Origin of the sequence: Flavobacterium keumense (assembly GCF_029866485.1) — a bacterium.
In the GTDB taxonomy this organism is placed as follows: Bacteria; Bacteroidota; Bacteroidia; order Flavobacteriales; family Flavobacteriaceae; genus Flavobacterium; species Flavobacterium keumense.
Genome location: NZ_CP092332.1, coordinates 1,914,185 through 1,933,424 on the forward strand (window position 1 = coordinate 1,914,185; position 19,240 = coordinate 1,933,424).

At 34.6% G+C, this 19,240-nt stretch carries 18 protein-coding genes; 4 read left to right on the forward strand and 14 right to left on the reverse strand.

The features are described from left to right. Positions 1 to 19 precede the first annotated feature (19 nt). The 3 genes from MG292_RS08610 to MG292_RS08620 are packed head-to-tail and all read left to right on the forward strand — an operon-like array spanning position 20 to position 3,045. Positions 20 to 1,249 carry a nucleoside permease gene (locus MG292_RS08610; RefSeq protein ID WP_264533137.1) on the forward strand — a complete coding sequence of 410 codons (1,230 nt, stop codon included), beginning with the start codon at positions 20 to 22 and terminating at the stop codon, positions 1,247 to 1,249. 7 nt (positions 1,250 to 1,256) lie between these two features. Then, entirely contained in the window at positions 1,257 to 2,147 is an 891-nt protein-coding gene (locus tag MG292_RS08615) for a hydroxypyruvate isomerase family protein (RefSeq protein ID WP_264533136.1), read from the forward strand. A gap of 19 nt (positions 2,148 to 2,166) precedes the next feature. After that, positions 2,167 to 3,045: a sugar phosphate isomerase/epimerase family protein gene (locus MG292_RS08620; protein ID WP_264533135.1), complete on the forward strand. Its 879-nt coding sequence runs from the start codon at positions 2,167 to 2,169 to the stop codon at positions 3,043 to 3,045. Between the two features lie 631 nt (positions 3,046 to 3,676). Here the strand turns inward: MG292_RS08620 and MG292_RS08625 are convergent. Beyond that, on the reverse strand, positions 3,677 to 4,669 hold the full coding sequence (locus MG292_RS08625) for a phytanoyl-CoA dioxygenase family protein (RefSeq protein ID WP_264533134.1): 993 nt from the start codon (positions 4,667 to 4,669) through the stop codon (positions 3,677 to 3,679). A 152-nt stretch (positions 4,670 to 4,821) separates the two neighbouring features. Here MG292_RS08625 and MG292_RS08630 point away from each other — a divergent pair, with 152 nt between their 5' ends. Beyond that, complete coding sequence (locus MG292_RS08630) at positions 4,822 to 5,661, forward strand: AraC family transcriptional regulator (protein ID WP_280157847.1); 840 nt, start codon at positions 4,822 to 4,824, stop codon at positions 5,659 to 5,661. A gap of 4 nt (positions 5,662 to 5,665) precedes the next feature. On the opposite strand, the gene MG292_RS08635 is transcribed toward MG292_RS08630, so the two are convergent. From MG292_RS08635 to MG292_RS08695, 13 genes are all read right to left on the reverse strand, one after another. After that, positions 5,666 to 7,297, reverse strand: a complete 1,632-nt coding sequence (locus MG292_RS08635) for a M1 family metallopeptidase (protein ID WP_264533132.1) — start codon at positions 7,295 to 7,297, stop codon at positions 5,666 to 5,668. A 10-nt stretch (positions 7,298 to 7,307) separates the two neighbouring features. Continuing rightward, on the reverse strand, positions 7,308 to 8,333 hold the full coding sequence (locus tag MG292_RS08640) for an alkaline phosphatase D family protein (RefSeq protein WP_280157848.1): 1,026 nt from the start codon (positions 8,331 to 8,333) through the stop codon (positions 7,308 to 7,310). A 368-nt stretch (positions 8,334 to 8,701) separates the two neighbouring features. Continuing rightward, on the reverse strand, positions 8,702 to 9,301 hold the full coding sequence (gene hisIE / locus MG292_RS08645) for a bifunctional phosphoribosyl-AMP cyclohydrolase/phosphoribosyl-ATP diphosphatase HisIE (RefSeq protein ID WP_264533130.1): 600 nt from the start codon (positions 9,299 to 9,301) through the stop codon (positions 8,702 to 8,704). Positions 9,302 to 9,334: 33 nt separating this feature from the next. After that, on the reverse strand, positions 9,335 to 10,090 hold the full coding sequence (hisF, locus tag MG292_RS08650; RefSeq protein ID WP_264533129.1) for an imidazole glycerol phosphate synthase subunit HisF: 756 nt from the start codon (positions 10,088 to 10,090) through the stop codon (positions 9,335 to 9,337). Positions 10,091 to 10,138: 48 nt separating this feature from the next. After that, positions 10,139 to 10,864 carry a 1-(5-phosphoribosyl)-5-[(5-phosphoribosylamino)methylideneamino]imidazole-4-carboxamide isomerase gene (gene hisA, locus MG292_RS08655; RefSeq protein WP_264533128.1) on the reverse strand — a complete coding sequence of 242 codons (726 nt, stop codon included), beginning with the start codon at positions 10,862 to 10,864 and terminating at the stop codon, positions 10,139 to 10,141. A gap of 28 nt (positions 10,865 to 10,892) precedes the next feature. Beyond that, a complete protein-coding gene (gene hisH, locus MG292_RS08660; protein WP_264533127.1) occupies positions 10,893 to 11,474 on the reverse strand; it encodes an imidazole glycerol phosphate synthase subunit HisH in 582 nt (193 codons plus the stop codon). Positions 11,475 to 11,552: 78 nt separating this feature from the next. Further along, positions 11,553 to 12,686 (reverse strand): bifunctional histidinol-phosphatase/imidazoleglycerol-phosphate dehydratase HisB, encoded by a 1,134-nt coding sequence (hisB, locus tag MG292_RS08665; protein ID WP_264533126.1) that lies wholly within the window; start codon positions 12,684 to 12,686, stop codon positions 11,553 to 11,555. A gap of 24 nt (positions 12,687 to 12,710) precedes the next feature. After that, positions 12,711 to 13,331, reverse strand: a complete 621-nt coding sequence (locus MG292_RS08670) for a YdeI/OmpD-associated family protein (protein WP_264533125.1) — start codon at positions 13,329 to 13,331, stop codon at positions 12,711 to 12,713. Between the two features lie 13 nt (positions 13,332 to 13,344). Further along, positions 13,345 to 14,397, reverse strand: coding sequence for a histidinol-phosphate transaminase (hisC, locus tag MG292_RS08675; protein ID WP_264533124.1), 1,053 nt, complete (start codon positions 14,395 to 14,397; stop codon positions 13,345 to 13,347). After that, positions 14,387 to 15,679: a histidinol dehydrogenase gene (hisD, locus tag MG292_RS08680; RefSeq protein ID WP_264533123.1), complete on the reverse strand. Its 1,293-nt coding sequence runs from the start codon at positions 15,677 to 15,679 to the stop codon at positions 14,387 to 14,389. Before hisD ends, hisC begins: the two co-directional genes overlap by 11 nt. Before the next feature lie 88 nt (positions 15,680 to 15,767). After that, positions 15,768 to 16,625, reverse strand: coding sequence for an ATP phosphoribosyltransferase (gene hisG, locus MG292_RS08685; RefSeq protein ID WP_264533122.1), 858 nt, complete (start codon positions 16,623 to 16,625; stop codon positions 15,768 to 15,770). Between the two features lie 279 nt (positions 16,626 to 16,904). Then, a complete protein-coding gene (gene pckA / locus MG292_RS08690) occupies positions 16,905 to 18,512 on the reverse strand; it encodes a phosphoenolpyruvate carboxykinase (ATP) (RefSeq protein ID WP_264533121.1) in 1,608 nt (535 codons plus the stop codon). 215 nt (positions 18,513 to 18,727) lie between these two features. Continuing rightward, complete coding sequence (locus MG292_RS08695; protein WP_264533120.1) at positions 18,728 to 19,216, reverse strand: DUF2231 domain-containing protein; 489 nt, start codon at positions 19,214 to 19,216, stop codon at positions 18,728 to 18,730. Between the last annotated feature and the right edge of the window lie 24 nt (positions 19,217 to 19,240).

The window sequence follows — 19,240 nt, forward strand, 5'->3', positions numbered from 1 at the left end:
AAACCAAAAAAATAAATTTATGAATACAACCAACCGTATTAAATTATCAACTATGATGTTCCTTGAATTTTTCATATGGGGCGCGTGGTTTGTAACATTAGGAACATTTTTAGGAACTAATTTAAAAGCATCTGGAGCCGAAAGTGCTGCTGTATTTTCTACTCAATCTTGGGGAGCTATTATTGCCCCTTTCATTATTGGATTAATTGCAGACCGTTATTTTAATGCCGAAAGAATTTTAGGAGTATTACACTTGATAGGTGCTTTTTTAATGTACCAAATGTACCAATCTAATGAAGTAGGCTCTTTTTATATCTATGTTCTAAGTTATATGGTTTTATACATGCCAACTTTGGCATTGGTAAATTCAGTAGCCTTCAATCAAATGAAAGATCCTGAAAAAGAATTTGCCAACATTCGCGTTTGGGGAACTATCGGATGGATTTTAGCTGGATTAGCGATTAGTTTTGTTTTTCATTGGGATACCACTGAAAATATTGCTCAAGGAATGTTGAAAAACACGTTCTTATTGGCAGGAATTGCTGCATTGGTATTAGGATTACTAAGCTTTACCTTACCTGCTACTCCACCTAAGGTATCGGATGATAAAATTAAAATTGCTGACATCATTGGATTAGACGCATTGAAATTATTGAAAGATAAAAACTTTGCAGTATTCTTCCTTTCTTCTATTTTGATTTGTATTCCATTGGCGTTTTATTACCAAAATGCGCATCCATTTTTAACCGAAGCTGGAATAGAAAATCCAACAGGAAAAATGGCTATTGGTCAAATTTCTGAGGCACTATTCTTATTATTAATTCCTGTTTTCTTTACTCGTTTCGGATTTAAGAAAACGATTTTAGTAGGAATGTTGGCTTGGGCTATTCGTTATGCACTATTTGCGTACGGAAATGGTGCTGATTTGAGTTTTATGTTAATTATTGGAATAGCATTACACGGAATTTGTTATGATTTCTTCTTTGTTTCTGGACAAATTTATACTAATTCAAAAGCAGGAGAAAAATACAAAAGTGCTGCTCAAGGGTTAATTACTTTGGCCACTTATGGTGTGGGTATGTTAATCGGTTTTGCAGTAGCGGGATGGATTACAGATAATTACAAAACTGCAACAGGAACAATCAACTGGGAGATGGTCTGGATTATTCCTGCAGGAATTGCTCTAGCTGTTTTTGTTTTATTTGCATTGACATTCAACGACAAAAATAAAGCAGAAGTTTCACACTAAATCACAGATGAAAACCAACTTCAATAGACGTTCTGTAATCAAAGGAATACTTGCCAGTTCTGCTGCGCTAAGTATTCCTTTAGAATTGTCTGCTTTTGGTTTTATAAAAGAGAAAACAACTACTATTCCTATGCTAAAAGGCAATATCAATCATTCGGTTTCTCGATGGTGTTTTGATTCATTAGATTTAGAAACCTTGTGTGTTGAAGCAAAGAAAATGGGAATCACAGGAATCGATTTAGTGGGACCAGAAGCTTGGCCAACACTAAAAAAATACAATTTGGTTTCTACTATGTGTAATGGTGCTGAATTAAATTTAGTTGATGGTTTTAACGATACTCAATTTCACGAAAAACTAATTCAACGCTATTCAGAGATGATTCCGCGTGTGGCTGAAGCAGGGTACAAAAATTTAATTTGTTTTAGTGGTAATCGAAGAGGAAAATCAGATGATGAAGGTTGGACTAATTGTGTGATTGGATTACAAAAATTAATCCCATTAGCTGAAAAGTATAAAGTTACTCTAGTAATGGAATTATTGAACAGTAAAATTGACCATAAAGACTACCAATGCAATCACACGGCTTGGGGGGTTGAATTAGTTAAACGAATTAATTCACCCAATTTCAAATTGCTTTACGATATCTATCACATGCAAATTGATGAAGGTGACGTAATTAGAACTATAAAAGATAATATCCAATACATTGCCCATTTTCATACGGCTGGTGTTCCTGGTCGAAATGAAATTGACGACACACAGGAATTGAACTATCCTGCGATTATGAGAGCTATTGCAGGAACTGGTTTTAAAGGATTTGTTGGACAAGAATTTGTTCCTAAAAATCCAAATAAATTAGCCTCCTTGCAACAAGCGATAACTATTTGCGACATTTAATTAACAAAAAATATAACCCATGAACAAAAGAAGAGAATTTTTAATTAATAGTGGTTTAGTACTAGGTACTTTGGCCATTACCCCTTCCCTAGCCTTTACAACTAAAAAAAGAGCTATTGGAATTCAATTATGGACTTTGCGTGAAACTTTGCCTAAAGATATTAAAGGAGTTTTGGCACAGATTGCTAAAGCTGGATTTACAGAAGTGGAAACATTTGGTTTCTCACCAAAAGATAATGCTTTCTTCGGAACAACGGTTACCGATTTCAAAGCGATCTTGGACGCGAATGGTTTGAAAGCTACAAGTAACCATTTTGATTTTAACAACTTTATTAAAACTGGCGATCTTAGTGACCTAAAATCATACATAGCAGCTGCTAAAGTATTAGGAAGTGAATATGTTACTATTCCATGGATTTTACCTGAATTAAGAGGGACTTCAGCTGATGATTACAAAAAATTAGCGGCAGGAATCAATAAAGTAGCACAACAATGTCACGCTGCAGGTTTAAAATTAGCCTATCATAATCACGACTTTGAATTCACAAAATTCGGAAATACAAATGGGTATGAAATCTTGTTAAATGAAACGGATCCAAAATTAGTTGATTTTGAATTGGATTTATACTGGGCGGTTCGTGCAGGACATAACCCATTGGATTTATTCAAGCAACATCCTGGACGTTTCACTATGTGGCACGTAAAAGACATGGATAAAGCCAATAAAGAATTAAATGCTGAAATTGGCAAAGGAGCTATTGATTTCAAAGCCATTTTTGCACAATCAAAATTGTCAGGAATGAAACGTTTCTTTTTAGAACATGAAACGAATTATACTCCAAATCCTTTGGAATCAATCAAAACTAGTTTTGATTATATTTCTAAAAATCTAATCTAGATTTTTTAAAACATAAAAAAAGGGTATTTAATTAGTTTTTAATTGAATACCCTTTTTTATTTAAAGTAGACAGTTGATTATTAATTGTTCCAACGGATTAAAATCCGTTGCAATTATATATATCGTCCCTATGGGACTTATAAGTCGTCTTAGAGAGCCATGGGCTCGACTTATTTTAAAAGGCTGGACTTCAGTCCGGTCGTCGAAACCAAACACTCCTATTTTCCAACGGATTGAAATCCGTTGCAATTATATATATCGTCCCTATGGGACTTATAAGTCGTCTTAGAGAGCCATGGGCTCGACTTATTTTAAAAGGCTGGACTTCAGTCCGGTCGAAACCAAACACTCCTATTTTCCAACGGATTAAAATCCGTTGCAATTATATATATCGTCCCTATGGGACTTATAAGTCGTCTTAGAGAGCCATGGGCTCGACTTATTTTAAAAGGCTAGACTTCAGTCCGGTCGTCGAAACCAAACACTCCTATTTTCCAACGGATTGAAATCCGTTGCAATTATATATATCGTCCCTATGGGACTTATAAGTCGTCTTAGAGAGCCATGGGCTCGACTTATTTTAAAAGGCTGGACTTCAGTCCGATCGAAACAATCACGTGAACAGGTAAATTTACCACTTTTCTAAGCCTAATAACTTCTTACCCAAATCGCTTAATTCGGCTGTTTTGTGTTTTGTGATTTCCCATTTTCTTGGATCACCAGGAAATGCATATCCTTCAGGTGCAATCCGGTTTTTCCAAGAATTGATGCGCCATGCTTTAAGCTCTTCATTATCTTCTTCTGCAGGCATCATTGAAATATATTGCGCTACACGCACTTTGTCTTGAGTTAAATTAGGGCGAATTCCGTGAGGTTGCAAACTATTAAAAATTAATAAATCTCCCGCTTCCATTTTCACTTTCACTAATTGATCTTCAAATCCTGTAATATCAGGTTGAAAACGATGTCTGTCTTCGGGTTGAGTTAATTTCCAAGTATCATAGGTGCGGAACAATTCAGGAATACATTGAAAGCCTCCCATATTCTCATCCGTTGTATCTACCAAAGCCAGCACGCCTTGCACATTTTGTGGTTTTGTTTCAGGATCGTAATCCCAATGGATGAATCCTTTGAATTCATGGTCTGGACGAACAGGAAAATTCAAATTGGCTCTATCAATGGTAACCCATAATTTCTCTGTTCCCCAAACATCAACAAAAGCATCATAAACTTTTTGCATCTGGCGATTATCCCATTGGTATTGGTGATTGTACAATTCCACCATTCCGCTATTAGTTAATTCTTTCATTTGCATTTCTGCCCTTGGAGGTGCATACCAAGTAGATGGGTCATTGGGATCTTTCTCTTCAAATTCCCAAATAAAATTAGCCAATCGTTCTGCGTTTTCTTTTGGTACGGCATTTTTGATTACAATATACCCATTGGTTATCCAGAAATTCCATTGCTCTTCAGTTAATAAACGAAGTGGTTTGCCGTTAGAACGATCATTTAGTTTTTGCACACTTGATTTGGCTACCGATGGATTTCCAGGAATATCTTTGTGTGCGTTAGTCGCCATCGTTGGCGTCATTGTAGGAGTCATCGTTTGGTTTATATTTTCCATAGTTAAAGGTTTAGTTAATTTGATAATCCAAAATTAGTAGAAATTGAGTAGTTGAATTATCACAAAATTTACCATAATTTGTACTATATTGGCTTTTTGTTGGGTATTAAACTGTATAATAGTACATTTATATTGCAAACAAAGAAAAATATATGAAAATCGTACTCGAAGATATTAAACGCTTAGCGGGAAGTTCGTTCCGAATTTTGGTCAACCCAAAATTGAACAATTTTTATTATTGGCATTTTCATCCTGAATTTGAATTGACTTTTATAGAAGCTCCCCAAGGAACTAGACGGGTTGGAAATCATGTAGGACAATTTGAAGGGAGTGACTTGGTTTTTATTGGTTCTAATATTCCACATTTGAACTTTGATTACGGAATTAGAGCTGAATACGAAAAAGTAGTAGTACTGCAAATTAATGCTGATTTTTTCAAGAATGATTTTGCTTCAACTCCAGAACTGGCAGCGATTCAGCAACTGTTTGAAAATGCTAAAAAAGTAATTTGCTTTCACGGGAACACCAAATCCACTATTGGAAAACAATTAAAAACGATTCATTTATTACCGCATTTTGAACAATTTATAGCAGTATTGTCATTGTTTCAAACGCTTGCAACTTCTGAAGAAATGACTTTTTTACACGAACATCCTTTTGAAAATTTCTACAATAACAAAGAGCAATCCCGACTCAAAGTAGTCTATACTTTTATCGAAAAAAATTTTCAGCGCACTATTACTATTGAAGAAATGGCGCAACTCACCCATTTATCTAAAGCGGCTTTTTGTCGGTATTTTAAGAAAATGACGCGACTGACTTTTATCGAATTCTTAAATCAATACCGAATTGAACAAGCCAAACGCCTTTTAAAAGGAGATAAAAACGTAACGGAAACTTGTTACGAATGCGGATTTGAAAGTGTATCGTATTTCAATCGCATCTTCAAAAAAGTCGTTGGCGAAAATCCTTTGGAATTTAAAAAGAAGTAAATTTTTAGTTGGTACTGTTCAATTCCGCTACATAATAATTAGCATCAATTGTCAATTTTGAATTCACATTCGATACCGTAATTACCTTCCATTCTTTTGTAGGCTGAATTTGCAATGATTCTCCATTCAAGTAAACTTGAACTGGCATCGTAAATCCATCAACACAATTAATCCAACGATAGCTTAATTGCTTTTCTGTGAAATAATATTCCAAAGTAGGCACTCGTGTATCTCTCAAATATTGATTAAAAACGGGCATTAAGTCAATGCCTGCTTGTTCACTAATGTAGTTTTCAATTTGTTGGGTAGTAACCGTTTGATGGTAAAACGTACTATTCAAACCTCTAAGGATTTCTCTCCATTTTTCGTCATTATTGATGATTTGACGAATGGTATGCAACATATTACCGCCTTTGTAATACATATCGCCGGAACCTTCGTTATTTACATCGTATTGGCCAATAATCGGTTTGTCATTTCGAATATTTTTTCGAGTACCACGTACATACTCCGCTCCAGCCTCTTTGCCATAATAGTATTCTACAAACAAACTTTCAGAATAGTTGGTAAAACTTTCATGAATCCACATATCGGCAATGTCTTTGTACGTGATATTATTAGCAAACCATTCGTGTCCCGACTCATGAATAATGATAAAATCAAATTTCAATCCCCAACCGGTACCGCTTAAATCACGTCCGCGATAACCGTTTTTATAACCATTCCCATAGGTAACACTACTTTGATGTTCCATACCTAAATACGGCACTTCAACGAGTTTGTAGCTGTCTTCGTAAAAAGGATAAGGACCAAACCAATGTTCGAAAGCTTTGAGCATTTTAGGAACATCTTGGAATTGTTTTTTGGCTTTAGCCAAATTGTTTCGCAACACATAATATTGACAATCTAAATCTCCTTTTTCGCCCTTGTATTTTTCTGAAAAAGCTACATAATCACCAATATTGATATTTACCCCGTAGTTATTAATCGGATTGGTGACTTGCCAAGTGTATGTTGTTGTATTGTCTTTTAATTGTTTTGTGTTTATCAAGCGACCATTGGAAATATCCATTAGGCCTTTTGGAACATTCACACTAATCAACATAGATTCAACTTCATCGTACATGTGGTCTTTGTTAGGCCACCAAACACTTGCTCCCAAACCTTGACAAGAAGAGGCTATAAAGGATTTTCCATTTTCATCTTTCTTCCAAGTGATTCCTCCATCCCAAGGCGGATTAACGGCTATTTTTGGCTTTCCTCCATAAAAAATAACAAGCTGCTTCTTTTCTCCTTTACTTTGATTGGCTACTAAATACACATAATAGACATTACCATCTCTTTGGTACTTTAGGTTGATACCATCTTGTACAATTTTGGTAATTTGCATCGGTTCTTGCAAGTCAATTTGCATCACATTGTATTTTTCGACTACTTGATAGTCAATTGTATTGGATCCAATAATGGTACTATCTGCAGGATTCACTTTGATGTCTAAATGGTATTTTTTTAAGTCCCACCAACTTCTTTCTTTGGTAATACTTCCTCGTAAACTGTCTTGTCTAGTGAATTTTTGAGCTAAAATGGTATTGGTAACCAAAAATAGAAGGAATAAGTAAATAGTTTTTTTATTCATAATTCAAATATTAATATTGTTGAATATGTTCGCTTAAAAGGTTATTTTCTGCTCCTCGAATTTGCATGATGACAAGATGGTTCGTGAAGTCAAATTGTAATAATCCAAAATTTTTCTCTGCTACAACTTTACCTATTTGATAGGGATTTTCTTCTCCAGAAAAACTAGAATACACATGAGTAAGTCCACTAGAAGTGAAATCCACTAAAGGATAGTTTAAATTGGGAACCTTTTTAGAAGAAAAAGTGGCTATATGACGATCGCCTGAAATAATAAACGTTCCTTTTGCTTTTGATGCTACAATTATCTTTTCTAGTTTATCAATCTCATGCGGAAAATTACCCCAACATTCAAAGCCGTGCTTGTCCGATAACAATTGGATACTGCTTACAATTACATTGAACGGAGCCTCAGAAGAGTTCAACTCTTGTTCTAACCATTTCCACTGCGCTTCTCCTAAAATGGTTCCTTGTCCGTAGTGATTTGGTTGAAAACGTTTTTTTGAATTCAATGATTTGGTTACAGCAGTTCTAAAGAATCGAGTATCTAAAACAATTATTTTGACTTTATTTCCATCAACATTAATTAGTCTAGAATTATAAACACCATCTCTAAAACGTTCTGGAGCATCTTTGGATGTTCCTAAAAAATCTAATAATAATTGCTGACTTGCTCTCTTATAAGGGTATTCCTCTCCTCCATCATTTAGACCGTAATCATGATCGTCCCAAGTGCCTAAAATCTGTTTGTTAGCCATAAATTCTAAATAATCCGCATCATTTTTCTGAATGGCATAATTTTCTTTAAGCGCATTCATGTCTTCGGTATCTGAATAAACATTATCTCCTCCCCAAATCCAAGCTACAGGAAGGTTTTCATCAATAGATTTCCATAACTCATTTTTGAGTCTTTGATTGTCACAAGAACCAAAAGCAATGGAATAAGTTTTGGTTTGAGAATGAATCGAACTAGTAATTAGGAATAAAATCAACCCTAGTGGGAATAATAATTTAGTACGTGCAAATATCATTTTCATTAATTAAATAGAAAGGTAAATGTAACTGATTTTATTTATAATAAAAACAAAACCCAACAGAATTGAATCTATTGGGTCTTTAAATAATTTAAATTGATGTTATCATATATTCCGTCCCTACGGGACTATCGATTGTCAAACTAATTTTTATTTACCAAGATGTTGTCCCGATGGGACTATTATAAATTGTTATTTTAATAAAATGGTAATCAAACAATAATTATATTTAATTGTCTCATTAGGGACTAAATTTTAGTAATTGATAATATTGCTCTAACTCTCAAATGTCCCGTAGGGATAATATTTAATGAAAAATTAGGTGTCTCTTTTGATTCAAATGAAGAAAAGATTTCTAAATTGAAATGAATTTATTTCTGTCTTTTTTTCAAAACTTCAATAACATCATTCATTTGAAAACCTTTGGCTTGAAGCAAAATAAGAAAGTGAAAAAGTAAATCAGCGCTTTCGCTCAAGAACAAATCATCGTTAGCATCTTTGGCTTCAATCACTACTTCTACCGCTTCCTCTCCTACTTTTTGAGCAATTTTATTGATCCCTTTTTCGAATAAAGAGGCAACATAACTTTTTTCGGCATCAGCATTTTCACGACGGGTTTTGATGGTTTTTTCTAAAGTTGAAATAAAACCATAATTCGGTTGGTTTTCTTCTGCCCAACAGGTATCGGTGCCATTATGACAAGTTGGTCCCTGCGGACGTACTTGAATCAATAAGGTATCATTATCACAATCGTTCTTGATACTTACTAGGTTTAAAAAGTTGCCGCTTTCTTCTCCTTTGGTCCAAAGACGTTGTTTGGAACGGCTATAAAAAGTTACTTTTTGAGTAGCTTGTGTTTTGGCGAAAGCCTCTTCGTTCATGTAGCCCAACATTAATACGGTTTTGGTTTCACTATCTTGAATAATGGCAGGAATTAATCCGTGAGCGCTTTTTGAAAAATCGATGTTCATGTTTGTAATGATGAATTATGAGTTTTGAATTATTTAAATTCTTACTTCAATATGATTATTTTGTAATTCTTTTTTTAAGGTCTTAATTTCAATTTCTTTGAAATGAAAAACACTGGCTGCCAAAGCGGCATCTGCTTTTCCTTCGACAAAGGTATCAATAAAATGTTGCATATTCCCTGCTCCTCCTGAAGCAATAATAGGAATATTTACCAATTGTGACAATGTAGCCAAAGCCTCGTTAGCAAATCCATTTTTGGTTCCGTCATGATTCATAGAAGTAAACAAGATTTCTCCAGCTCCACGTGTAGCTACTTCTTTTGCCCAATCAAAAAGTTTAATTTCTGTTGGCACCTTACCTCCTACTAAATGTACTATCCATTCGCCATCAATTTGTTTGGCATCAATAGCTACCACTACGCATTGGCTTCCAAATTTCTGAGCCAAATCAGTAATCAATTGCGGATTTTTTACCGCAGAAGAGTTGATCGATACTTTGTCTGCACCGTTTTGCAATAAGATTTCTACATCTTCTACTGATGCAATTCCCCCACCCACAGTAAACGGAATATTAATCGTTGCAGCAACTTTGCGAACTAAATCCACCAAAGTTTTGCGGCGTTCTTCTGTGGCAGAAATATCTAGAAAAACAAGTTCGTCAGCACCTTCATCCGAATAGATTTTTGCCAACTCTACAGGATCTCCTGCATCTCGTAAGTCAACAAAATTGACACCTTTGACAGTTCTTCCGTTTTTGATATCTAAACAAGGAATGATTCTTTTTGTAAGCATAGTGTTAATGTAGCAATTGATTAATTTGTAAATTGATCAATTGTTTAATTATGTTTTTAAAATATAGTTTTCTAATTGTTTCAACGAGATTCTTCCTTCGTAAATCGCTTTTCCAATGATGGTTCCTTCACAACCTAATTCGGCTAATTGCGGTAATTCATCAAATGTAGAAATACCACCTGAGGCAATTAATTTGATTCCTTTGGCTGTTGCCAAAATTTTAGCATACAAATCAAAACTAGGCCCAGCCAACATGCCGTCTTTGGCTATATCGGTACAAATAACGTACTGAATCCCTTTGCTTTGATAGTCTTGAATAAAAGGTACTAAATCTTCGTTAGAGTCTTCTAACCAACCCGACACAGCTATTTTTTCATTGGTAGCATCAGCTCCTAAAATGATTTTATCCGAACCGTACTCGGCAATCCATTGCTCGAAAATAGCTCTATTTTTTACAGCAATACTTCCACCCGTGATTTGGTTAGCCCCTGATTCAAAAGCAATTTTTAAATCGGCATCGGATTTTAAGCCACCTCCAAAATCTATTTTCAATTTTGTTTGTGTAGCAATCTGTTCTAGAATTTTGTAATTCACAATTTTGCTTGACTTAGCACCATCTAAATCAACCAAGTGTAAATACTCAATTCCGTGTGCTTCAAACGATTTGGCCACTTCAAGCGGATTCTCATTGTAGACAATTTTAGTGTCATAATCTCCTTTGGACAAACGAACACATTTTCCGTCTATGATATCTATGGCTGGTATTATTCTCATTCTATATTCGATTTACGATAGTTGAAATTTATAATTTCAAGAAATTAGCTAAAATTTGTTCACCCACATCGCCACTTTTTTCTGGGTGAAATTGGGTTCCGTAAAAATTATTTTTTTGCAAAGCCGACGCATATTCTACATCATAATTGGTATTGGCAATGGCTTCACTGCAATTGGGAACATAATAACTGTGTACTAAATACATGTATTCGTTATCATTAATTCCTTCAAATAAAGCCGATTTCAAATTGTAAATCTGATTCCACCCCATTTGAGGTACTTTCACCTGAGTAGAAAACCGAATAACATTCGCATCAAAAATCCCTAATCCGTCTGTATTTCCTTCTTCAGAATGTTGGCACATTAACTGCATCCCTAAACAGATCCCTAAAACGGGTTGCTTCAAGGTTGGAATCAAATTATCCAAACCACTTTCTTTGAGTTTTTGCATGGCATAACTCGCTTCTCCAACTCCCGGAAAAATAACTTTATCCGCTTGCAGAATCTCGTCTGGATTATTAGTTAACACGGCTGTATATCCCAAACGTTCAATAGCAAATAGAATGCTTTGAATATTTCCCGCGCCGTAATTGATGATAGCAATTTTCATTTATTTTTAACCATTAAGAAATTAAGATTGGTTAAGATTTTTTATACTTAACCATTCATAATTTACAATTCATAATTATTAAAGCATTCCTTTTGTACTTGGTAAAATCATTTTCTCAGTATCCCGTTTTACAGCTACTTTAATCGCTTTGGCGAAAGCCTTAAAAATAGCTTCAATCTTATGATGTTCGTTAGTTCCTTCTGCTTTGATATTGATATTAGCTTTAGCACCATCAGAGAACGATTTGAAAAAGTGGTAGAACATCTCTGTTGGCATTTTGCCTACCATTTCACGTTTGAATTCGGTTTCCCAAACCAACCAGTTTCTTCCTCCAAAATCAATAGCTACTTGCGATAAGCAATCGTCCATTGGCAAACAAAAACCGTAGCGTTCAATGCCTAATTTATTTCCTAATGCTTTCGCAAAAACTTCTCCTAAAGCAATCGCTGTATCTTCAATAGTATGGTGTTCATCTACCTCTAAATCGCCTTTTACGGTAATTTCTAAATCCATTTGACCGTGACGTGCAATTTGGTCTAGCATGTGATCAAAAAAGGCAATACCTGTATCGATTTTGCTTTTTCCAGTTCCATCTAAATTCAGATTGATAAAAATATCCGTTTCGTGCGTTTTTCTTTCGATAGTAGCAGAACGGGCTTCTAGTTTTAAAAACTCATAGATGGTTTTCCAATCGGTTGTTTGTAATGCAATGACATCGCTAAAATCTTCGTTTTCCTTGATTTCATCACTTCCTAAACCTTCTTGTTGTTTTAGAAAAATGGCTTTGGCACCTAAGTTTTTTGCTAAGGCAACATCGGTAATTCGGTCGCCCAATACAAATGAATTTGCTAAATCATACTTCGGATTGTCAATGTATTTGGTTAACATTCCGGTACGAGGTTTGCGTGTAGGTGCATTATCAGCAGGAAACGAACGGTCTATAAATATATCGTCAAATAGAACTCCTTCGTTTTCAAACGCTCTTAAAATAAAGTTTTGTGTAGGCCAAAACGTATCTTCTGGAAAACTATCCGTCCCCAATCCGTCTTGGTTGGTCACCATTGCCAATTCATAATCCAATTCGTTAGCAATTTTAGCCAAGTATTGAAACACTTTGGGGTAAAATTCTAATTTGTCTAAACTGTCTAATTGAAAATCGGCGGGTTCAATAACGATGGTCCCATCACGATCTATAAATAATACTTTTTTCATTTATTTTTTGTCAAAAAGTTAATTTTAATATTCCATTCCTTTGCCTTGTTTGATAGTAGGAATCCATTTTTCTACGCGAGCTAGCCTAGTTTTTGACTGTTTTGCTTGTGAAAAGAAAAGTAAATAGGCTTTTTTTCTACCCGGTGTTAATCCCTCAAAGGCAATTCTTAATGCTTCGTCTTCATTTAATTTTTGTTGAAACTCTTCAGGAATCACCATTTCATCAGGTGTTTTGTATTGAATTTTAATTCCCGATTTTTCTATTTCAATGGCTTCAAAAATATAGGATTTAATACTCTTTTCTATACTTGCAATTTGATCAATACTTGTAAATTGTAATTGTCGTGTTGCTTGCATATTTTCGGTTTGTGTTACTAAAATTTGTTGGGTGTCTGCAAGCAAAGCGCCTTTGAAAAAACTAATCGCACAAAAAGCTTTAGTAGTGCCTAACATAATAATATTCTTATTTTGAAAGGTATAACACGGGTGGCTCCACTTCAATTCTTCTACTAGCCCACATTCTAGAATAATACTTCTTAACAATTGTAATTCTTTTTCCCAAGTTCGCACACGGCACAAAGGAGTCGCCATTTTTGAACAGCGTCCGCAACCTTCATTAAAGTACGTTTCTATGTTAGGAATCATAATTGTCTAAAATTTAATTCAAGGTTTTTAAAGCAGCCATTAATTTCTTATTTTCCTCTTCCGTTCCAATAGTCAAGCGCAAAGTATTTTCGCACAAAGGTTGTCTTGTTCTATTGCGAATCACAATTCCTTTGGCGATTAATTCATCATAACGTTGATTTGCATTATCGACTTTAATCAAGATAAAGTTGGCTTCAGTAGGATATATTTTTGAAACAAAATTCACTTCATTTAATACTTTAAGTAATTGCTCTCTTTGTTCTATTATAGAATTTATTTCTTCTTTAATTTTAATTGGATTAGCCAAACGATCTAATGCTCTTTGTTGTGTCAATTCATTTACATTATATGGAGGCTTAATTTTGTTTAAAACCCCAATAATTGCAGCAGATGCATAACAAATTCCTAATCGAATTCCTGCCAAACCATACGCTTTTGACAAGGTTTGGGTAATAATTAAATTAGGATATGTATTGATTTTTTGAATCCACGACGCTTTATCTGAAAAATCAATATAGGCTTCGTCAATCACCACTAATCCATTAAAATTGTCAAGTAAATACTGTACACTTTCCTCTGAAAAAGAATTTCCTGTTGGATTGTTGGGCGAACAAAGAAAAATCATTTTGGTATTTTTATCTACCGCTTTCATTATTACTTCCAATTGTGGTTGAAAATCTTCGGAAAGTAAAATCTCTCTATTTTCAATCGCATTCAGATTCGCCAAAACACCATACATTCCGTAAGTTGGTGGCAAAGTAATGACATTGTCTTTTTTTGGTTCACAAAAAGCACGGAACAATAAATCCAACACTTCATCACTTCCATTTCCTAATAGGATTTGATTTTTATCCACACCATTTTGTTGGGCTAAAACCGATTTAACCGTCACTTGTTGCGGGTCTGGATAGCGATTCACTCCATTTTCAAATGGATTTTCATTGGCATCCAAAAAAATCATATCAGCTGTATCAAAATTTTCAAATTCATCGCGTGCTGACGAATAAGGCTTCATGGTTTTGACGTTCTCTCGAACTAAATTGTTGATGTTGAATTTATTTTCCATTTTCAATCGCTTTTAAACGTAATGTAACCGCATTTTTGTGTGCTTGTAGACCTTCTTTCTCTGCCATAATTTCTATAGCTTTACCAATGTTTTGAATTCCAGTTTCGGAAATCTTTTGGAACGTCATCGACTTCATAAAACTATCCAAATTCACACCGCTATAATTTTTAGCGTATCCATTCGTTGGTAAAGTATGATTGGTTCCAGACGCGTAATCTCCAGCACTTTCTGGGGTATAATTGCCTATAAAAACCGACCCGGCATTTTCAATATTATCGACATAAAAATTATCATTTTCAGTACAAACTATAAAGTGTTCAGGGCCGTATTCATTGATTAAATCTAAGGCAATTGCTGCATTTTCAACAAAAATCAATTTGGAATTAGCAATGGCTTTTTCGGCAATTTCTTTTCTTGGTAAAACTGCTAATTGCGATTGTACTTCTTGTTCTACTGTGTCTATCATTTTCTTAGAAGTAGAAACTAAAATTACCTGACTATCTGTTCCGTGTTCGGCTTGACTTAATAAATCAGAAGCTACAAAAGCAGGTACGGCGCTATCATCGGCTACTACTAATAATTCTGATGGGCCTGCTGGCATATCAATAGCAACACCAAATTGAGTCGCTAATTGTTTCGCCACCGTTACGTATTGATTTCCTGGTCCAAATATTTTATAGACTTTAGGAATAGTGGCGGTACCAAAAGTCATTGCAGCAATCGCTTGGATTCCGCCTACTTTTATAATTTTGGTTACACCACAAAGGTTTGCCGCATACAAAATAGCAGGGTTTAAGTTGCCATTTTTATCGGGTGGCGAACATAAAACTACTTCTTTGCATCCCGCAATTGCAGCAGGAATAGCCAACATCAACACGGTTGAAAATAAAGGAGCAGTTCCTCCAGGAATATACAACCCTATCTTTTGAATGGGTCTTTTTTCTTGCCAACATTCCACTCCTTCTGCAGTTTCAACACTAACACGAGTTGTGTTTTGAGCTGCGTGGAATTTTTCGATGTTTGATTTGGCTAATTGAATCGCTTCTTTCAATTCTTCAGAAACAGCGGCAATAGCTAGTTCTATTTCAGCATTGGAAACCAAATTGTTTTCCAAAGCAATTCCGTCAAACTGAGATGTATATTGTTGTACCGCTTCGTCTCCTTTGGATTGTACTGCTGCAAAGATTTCTTTTACAGTTGCTTCAATATCGTCCACAGTTTTAGTGGGTCTTTCTAATAAAGAAGCCCAATTTTCCTGTTTTGGATTGTATATTTTGTTCATTTTTTAGATTTAAAGATTGAAAAATTGAAAGATTCAATTGTACTTCAATTTAGCTATTTAGTCTTTCCCCCTTTGGGGGTTAGGGGGCTTACAACACCATTTTTTCAATTGGGCAAACCAAAATGCCTTCGGCACCAGCTGCTTTTAATTCGTCAATTACTTCCCAAAACCGATCTTCTTCAATAACGGTGTGCACACTTGACCAACCTTCTTGTGCCAATGGCATTACTGTTGGACTTTTTAAAACGGGTAAAATGGAACTAATTTCTTTTATTTTATCATTCGGTACATTCATCAAAATGTATTTTGATTTACGCGCTCTTAAAACCGATTGGATTCGGAACTGCAATTTGTCTAAAATTACTTTGTTTTCAGGAGTCATTTTAGGTGAAACAGCTAAAACGGCTTCACTCTTAAAAATAACTTCTACTTCTTTTAAATTATTTTTAAACAAAGTACTTCCGCTAGAAACAATATCTACAATAGCATCGGCCAAACCAATGTTAGGTGCTATTTCTACAGAACCTGAGATTTGGTGCAAATCAACATTTACATTTTTAGAATTAAAGAAATCTAAAACAGTATTGGGATACGAAGTAGCAATTCGCAAGCCATCCAAATCTTTCACCGAATTATAGTTGAAACTTTTAGGAACAGCTACGGAAACTTTGCATTTTGAAAATCCTAATTTTTCAGCTACTTCAATGCTTTTACCTTTTTCAACTAATAGATTATCACCAACAATAGCGACATCTACTACTCCGTCGATCAAATATTGAGGAATGTCTGAATTTCGTAAGTATAGAACTTCTAAAGGAAAATTTGAAGCGGTGGCTTTTAATTGGTCATTCCCATTGTTAATAGAAATACCGCAGTCTTTTAGGATTTGGATGCTATCTTCGTTTAAGCGCCCTGATTTTTGAATTGCAATTTTTAAAGTACTCATTGTTTTGTTGTTTTTGTTTGTTGTGATTTGAGTACAACAGATTTTTAATAAAAAACCCGCTTGATGTACTCAAACGGGTTTTTAAATATGTGACTTACACGCATACCATTAACACATCGCTTGAGAGCAATTTTGTAAATGATGATGATGTAATTGATTTGATAACATAAATTTTAATTAGAAATTTTCTTGATTTCGTGTGCAAATATAAAATAAAATATAGTAACCACCCAATTATAATTATAACTTAAAACTATATTATTGTTAAAATACAAAACACTAACTTAATGTTGGTCCTGCGCTAACTAATCGTTTTCCTTCTTCTGTATTGGTATATTGTTCAAAGTTTTTAATGTAACGGGCTGCTAGATCTTTTGCTCTACGCTCCCATTCTGCTTTGTCTTGATACGTATCTCTTGGATCTAAAATACCATCGCTTACATTAGGTAAAACCGTTGGAATAGTTAAATTTAAGAACGGAATTGCTCGGGTTTCGGCTTCTTCAATTTCGCCACTAATAATGGCATCAATTATGGCTCTGGTATTTTTTAATGAAATTCGTTTACCTGTTCCATTCCATCCAGTGTTAACCAAATAGGCTTTAGCACCGTGTTCTTTCATTTTCCCAATTAAGGTTTGAGAATAACGTGTTGGATGTAATGTCAAGAAAGCCTCTCCAAAAGCGGGTGAAAACGAAGGTACAGGTTCTGTGATTCCTCTTTCAGTACCGGCTAATTTTGAGGTATATCCGCATAAAAAGTGGTATTGTGCTTGATCATCATCCAAGATAGAAACTGGAGGCAATACTCCAAAAGCGTCTGCTGAAAGGTAAATTATTTTTTTTGCATGTCCCGCTTTTGAAGGCAATACAATTTTATTGATGTGATAAATAGGATATGAAACTCTTGAGTTTTCAGTGATAGAATGGTCATAGTAATTAATTTCACCGTATTCATCTACAATTACATTTTCTAAAAGCGCATCCCTTTTGATGGCTCTCCAAATGTCTGGTTCGTTTTTCTCTGATAAATCAATTACTTTAGCATAGCATCCACCTTCAAAATTGAACACTCCATTATCGTCCCAACCGTGTTCGTCATCTCCAATCAAATAGCGTTTTGGATCAGCTGAAAGAGTTGTTTTTCCAGTGCCTGAAAGACCAAAAAATATGGCTACATCTCCTTCTTCACCCACATTAGCAGAACAGTGCATAGAGGCCATTCCTTTAAGTGGTAAATAGTAGTTCATCATAGAGAACATTCCTTTTTTCATTTCGCCCCCATACCAAGTACCTCCTATGAGTTGGATTTTTTCAGTAAGATTAAAGACAACAAAATTTTCAGAATTCAAACCGTGTTTTTGCCAATCGGGATTTGTAGTTTTAGAACCATTCATAACAACAAAATCGGGTTCTCCAAAATTTTCTAATTCATATCCAGATGGTCTAATAAACATATTAGTTACAAAATGTGCCTGCCAAGCTACTTCCATTACAAAACGAACCTTCAATCGGGTATCTGGATTGGTACCACAAAAAGCATCTACTACATATAATTTAGACGAAGTTGACAATTGTTTCAGCACTAATTTTTTTAAATCACGCCAAACGGATTGTGTAGTTGGGAAATTCACTTTATCATCCCAATAAATAGTATCTTTAGTTACATCATCTTTTACAATATATCGGTCTTTTGGTGAACGCCCCGTAAAAATTCCTGTTTTCACTGCTACCGCACCCGTATCGGTCAAAGCTCCTTTTTCAAATCCTTTTCTACGATGCGACATTTCATCTTGAAACAATTCTTCATAGGAAGGATTGTACGAAACTTCATGATATCCCGTAATTCCTAAATCGTGTAATTCTTGAATAATTCTGATGTTTTTCATTTTGTATTGTATTTATAAAAGAGCATTTTACATACATCAAAATTACGGAAAATAAAATTACGAAATCGATATAGTTTACAATAATATAACAAGAAATATGTATTATTGTTATTTTTATAACAAAAGCTATAAATATTTCTATTTGTCCTAATTAATCGATATTATTTTTTTTGATATAATAATAAATAAGCTAATTCGTAAAAAAATAATGCCCCCTATTTATCATGATCTATTACCTCTTTTTCAGTAGTTGTATTCTGAAAACCTTCTCTGATTTCGGTATGACGTATTTCTCCTCCTGAAGTCCCAACTTTTTGCACTAAAAAAAGACTCACAACTCCAATACCTACTATGCATAATGAAACTAATTTCTCTTTTGTATTCTTTTTAAAATTCAAATACAAAGCAATTATTGAAAGTAAACCTAGAACATACAAGAGTAGCACTAGCTTCTCTGCTATTTCTTCATGCTCGTGAATAATATCCCAGCCTACATTAGGCATATCTTTAACTAATTCTTCTGCACCTTCTCCAGTCCCCATACTTAAGGCTCCAAATATAGCTGCAACAATAAATAGAACATACGAAGTATTTCTTACTGAATGATTTTTCAAAATTAATCCTACAATTAAAATTCCAAGAGCTAAAATGGTCCCAATAATTGGAAAATGGTTTACTACCATGTGTAAATGTGCTTCATTCATATTTTCTAAATTTTAAGTTTATTA

Excerpts from the sequence above, each read along its gene's own strand:
- hisH (WP_264533127.1), bottom strand. The coding sequence starts at position 11,474 with ATGAAAATTGCTATCATCAATTACGGCGCGGGAAATATTCAAAGCATT.
- hisD (WP_264533123.1), bottom strand. The coding sequence starts at position 15,679 with ATGAACAAAATATACAATCCAAAACAGGAAAATTGGGCTTCTTTATTA.
- MG292_RS08630 (WP_280157847.1), top strand. The coding sequence starts at position 4,822 with ATGAAAATCGTACTCGAAGATATTAAACGCTTAGCGGGAAGTTCGTTC.
- hisF (WP_264533129.1), bottom strand. The coding sequence starts at position 10,090 with ATGCTTACAAAAAGAATCATTCCTTGTTTAGATATCAAAAACGGAAGA.
- hisB (WP_264533126.1), bottom strand. The coding sequence starts at position 12,686 with ATGAAAAAAGTATTATTTATAGATCGTGATGGGACCATCGTTATTGAA.
- MG292_RS08615 (WP_264533136.1), top strand. The coding sequence starts at position 1,257 with ATGAAAACCAACTTCAATAGACGTTCTGTAATCAAAGGAATACTTGCC.
- MG292_RS08625 (WP_264533134.1), bottom strand. The coding sequence starts at position 4,669 with ATGGAAAATATAAACCAAACGATGACTCCTACAATGACGCCAACGATG.
- hisG (WP_264533122.1), bottom strand. The coding sequence starts at position 16,625 with ATGAGTACTTTAAAAATTGCAATTCAAAAATCAGGGCGCTTAAACGAA.
- MG292_RS08640 (WP_280157848.1), bottom strand. The coding sequence starts at position 8,333 with ATGAAAATGATATTTGCACGTACTAAATTATTATTCCCACTAGGGTTG.
- pckA (WP_264533121.1), bottom strand. The coding sequence starts at position 18,512 with ATGAAAAACATCAGAATTATTCAAGAATTACACGATTTAGGAATTACG.
- MG292_RS08670 (WP_264533125.1), bottom strand. The coding sequence starts at position 13,331 with ATGATTCCTAACATAGAAACGTACTTTAATGAAGGTTGCGGACGCTGT.
- MG292_RS08635 (WP_264533132.1), bottom strand. The coding sequence starts at position 7,297 with ATGAATAAAAAAACTATTTACTTATTCCTTCTATTTTTGGTTACCAAT.
- hisC (WP_264533124.1), bottom strand. The coding sequence starts at position 14,397 with ATGGAAAATAAATTCAACATCAACAATTTAGTTCGAGAGAACGTCAAA.
- MG292_RS08610 (WP_264533137.1), top strand. The coding sequence starts at position 20 with ATGAATACAACCAACCGTATTAAATTATCAACTATGATGTTCCTTGAA.
- hisIE (WP_264533130.1), bottom strand. The coding sequence starts at position 9,301 with ATGAACATCGATTTTTCAAAAAGCGCTCACGGATTAATTCCTGCCATT.
- MG292_RS08620 (WP_264533135.1), top strand. The coding sequence starts at position 2,167 with ATGAACAAAAGAAGAGAATTTTTAATTAATAGTGGTTTAGTACTAGGT.
- MG292_RS08695 (WP_264533120.1), bottom strand. The coding sequence starts at position 19,216 with ATGAATGAAGCACATTTACACATGGTAGTAAACCATTTTCCAATTATT.
- hisA (WP_264533128.1), bottom strand. The coding sequence starts at position 10,864 with ATGAGAATAATACCAGCCATAGATATCATAGACGGAAAATGTGTTCGT.